Origin of the sequence: Enterobacter mori LMG 25706, from assembly GCF_000211415.1 — a bacterium.
Taxonomy (GTDB): Bacteria; Pseudomonadota; Gammaproteobacteria; order Enterobacterales; family Enterobacteriaceae; genus Enterobacter; species Enterobacter mori.
Map to the genome: position 1 here is coordinate 315,111 of NZ_GL890776.1, position 2,539 is coordinate 317,649.

2 protein-coding genes are annotated in these 2,539 nt (G+C 58.6%); one reads left to right on the forward strand and one right to left on the reverse strand.

Features of this window, described 5'->3' with window-relative positions; all coding sequences use genetic code 11:
- Nucleotides 1-785: transcriptional regulator FeaR (gene feaR / locus ENTMO_RS24075; RefSeq protein ID WP_010430710.1), on the reverse strand; the 785-nt coding region annotated here is incomplete at its 3' end.
- Between the two features lie 241 nt (nt 786-1,026).
- On the opposite strand from feaR, the gene ENTMO_RS0111415 reads away from it, so the two are divergent.
- Nucleotides 1,027-2,526 (forward strand): aldehyde dehydrogenase family protein, encoded by a 1,500-nt coding sequence (locus ENTMO_RS0111415; RefSeq protein ID WP_010430712.1) that lies wholly within the window; start codon nt 1,027-1,029, stop codon nt 2,524-2,526.
- The last annotated feature ends 13 nt before the right edge of the window (nt 2,527-2,539 follow it).

The following is a 2,539-nucleotide window of genomic DNA, read 5'->3' on the forward strand; positions in this document are numbered from 1 at the left end:
CTGGCGGAGCGCAACACCTGTGCGCAAAGGTCCAGGCGGCGGTTTTTGATGTACTGCGCCACGACCAGCCCCTTATCGGCAAACATGCGGTACAGGCTACGTACCGACATCCCGCTCTCTGTAGCAATCCACTCCGGTCGCAGGGCATCAGACTGAATATGATCGTCAATCAGCGAGAGGACGTGCTGGAACTGGCGTTCCTTTCGCGGCTGGACGATGTCACGTTGCTGAAAGGCCGGACGGAGCAGGCAGACCATCGCCTCCAGCGCCGCTTCGCTCTCTCTGTCGCTCAGCTCCGCATTTCCCATACTCTCCTGCAACAGGCGATGGCTCAGCTGTACGGTCGGCAGGCTACGTGAAAGCGTCAGCGCGCAGCTCACCTCCTGAAAACGACACTGCTGCTCAATGATTTGACGCGGCACGAGGAGTGAAATCTGGCGGGATTTATCTTGCCAGGAGATGGAGCAGGGGCGCGACGCGTCGATGAGCGTTATGTCGCCGGTATTGAGAATGGAACGTCGTTCATCCTGTTCAATCTCTGCACCGCCTTCAAGCTGAAACACGGCGTAGAACCAGGCATCGTTACTGTTTTTTATTTCCCGGCGGGTACGGAACAGGTTGACGTTGCCTGCGGTCACGGTGCTGAGCTTCAGGCTTCTTGCGTAGCTGGTTTCCAGTTCGCCAATGAATGTGCCCTCTAACGGGCGAGCGTCAAACCGTCCGCAAACCTGGTTAATTTGCGCCAGCCACTGCTGATACTTTTCCTGTTCGCTCGCACATGCCATCGTTTATCTCGCCGCACCGTCAATGTTTTTGCATTGTTGCATTTGTGTTGCAATTTGTCAGAGCCATGAGGCTGACTATAGGAAAGAACACTCACTGGTAACAGCGTTATAAGCGGTAATTATCATGTTTTGCGGAGCCTGTCACAGGTGGCAAAGCGAATGTCACACAGACAAAAGCGGGAATGCGAAACGCCTCGTAGACTGCATTAACACCCTACGAAGAATAACGAAGGAGTACCCTATGTCTGAATCACAGGTAGCCGTCCTGCCCGAGGTCCAGCGTTTTATGGATCGCCACCACGGCTTGTGGATTGAAGGGCGTCAGGTTGCGTCCGATAGCGAAAAGCGCCTGAACGTCTACAACCCGGCGACGGGAGAGGTGATTGCCTCAACCGCGGATGCCAGCGTCGATGATGTGGATCGTGCGGTGATGTCCGGCTGGCGGGCCTTTGTCGCCCGCAGCTGGGCAGGAAAACTTCCGGCAGAGCGTGAACGCATCTTGCTGCGTTTTGCCGATCTGGTCGAACAGCACAGCGAGGAGCTGGCGCAGCTGGAAACGCTGGAGCAGGGGAAGTCGATCAACATTTCCCGCGCCTTCGAGGTGGGCTGTACCCTGAACTGGATGCGCTACACCGCCGGGCTGACCACCAAGATTGCAGGGAAAACCCTCGATCTCTCCATTCCATTGCCTCAGGGCGCGCGCTATCAGGCGTGGACGCGCAAAGAGCCGGTTGGCGTCGTGGCCGGGATTGTGCCGTGGAACTTCCCGCTGATGATTGGCATGTGGAAAGTGATGCCTGCGCTGGCGGCGGGCTGTTCCATCGTGATTAAACCTTCAGAGACCACGCCGCTCACCTTGCTGCGCGTTGCGGAGTTAGCGAGTGAGGCGGGTATTCCGGATGGCGTGTTCAACGTGGTGACCGGGAGCGGTGCGGTATGTGGCGCCGCGTTAACCTCGCATCCGCATATTGCGAAAGTGAGTTTCACCGGCTCGACCGCGACGGGAAAACAGATTGCGCGCGCGGCGGCGGATACGTTGACGGGCGTTACCCTGGAGCTGGGCGGCAAAAACCCGGCAATCGTGTTGAAAGATGCGGACCCGGCGTGGGTGATCGAAGGCCTGATGACCGGCAGCTTCCTGAATCAGGGGCAGGTCTGCGCGGCAAGCTCGCGTATCTACATTGAAGCGCCGCTGTTCGACACGCTGGTGAGCGGGTTTGAGCAAGCGGTGAAATCCCTGAGCGTCGGCCCGGGCATGTCGCCTGAGGCATTTATTAACCCGCTGGTGTCGCGTGCGCACTGCGACAAGGTGCAGACCTTCCTGGATGAGGCGACAGCACGCAACGCAGAGCTGATCACCGGCAACCGCGGCCCGGATGGCAAAGGGTATTACGTATCGCCGACGCTGGTGGTGAACCCGGATGCCGCGCTGCGGCTAACCCGCGAAGAGGTGTTTGGCCCGGTGGTCAATCTGGTGCGCGTATCCGATGCAGAAGAGGCGCTGCAACTGGCCAACGACACCGAATATGGCCTGACGGCCAGCGTCTGGACGCAGAATATCAGCAAGGCGCTGGAATATACTGACAGGCTGCAGGCGGGCACCGTGTGGGTGAACAGCCATACGCTGATCGACGCCAACCTGCCATTCGGCGGCATGAAACAGTCCGGTACCGGACGTGACTTTGGCCCGGACTGGCTGGACGGCTGGTGTGAAACCAAGTCGGTGTGCGTGCGCTATTAAAAAACAAGCCGGG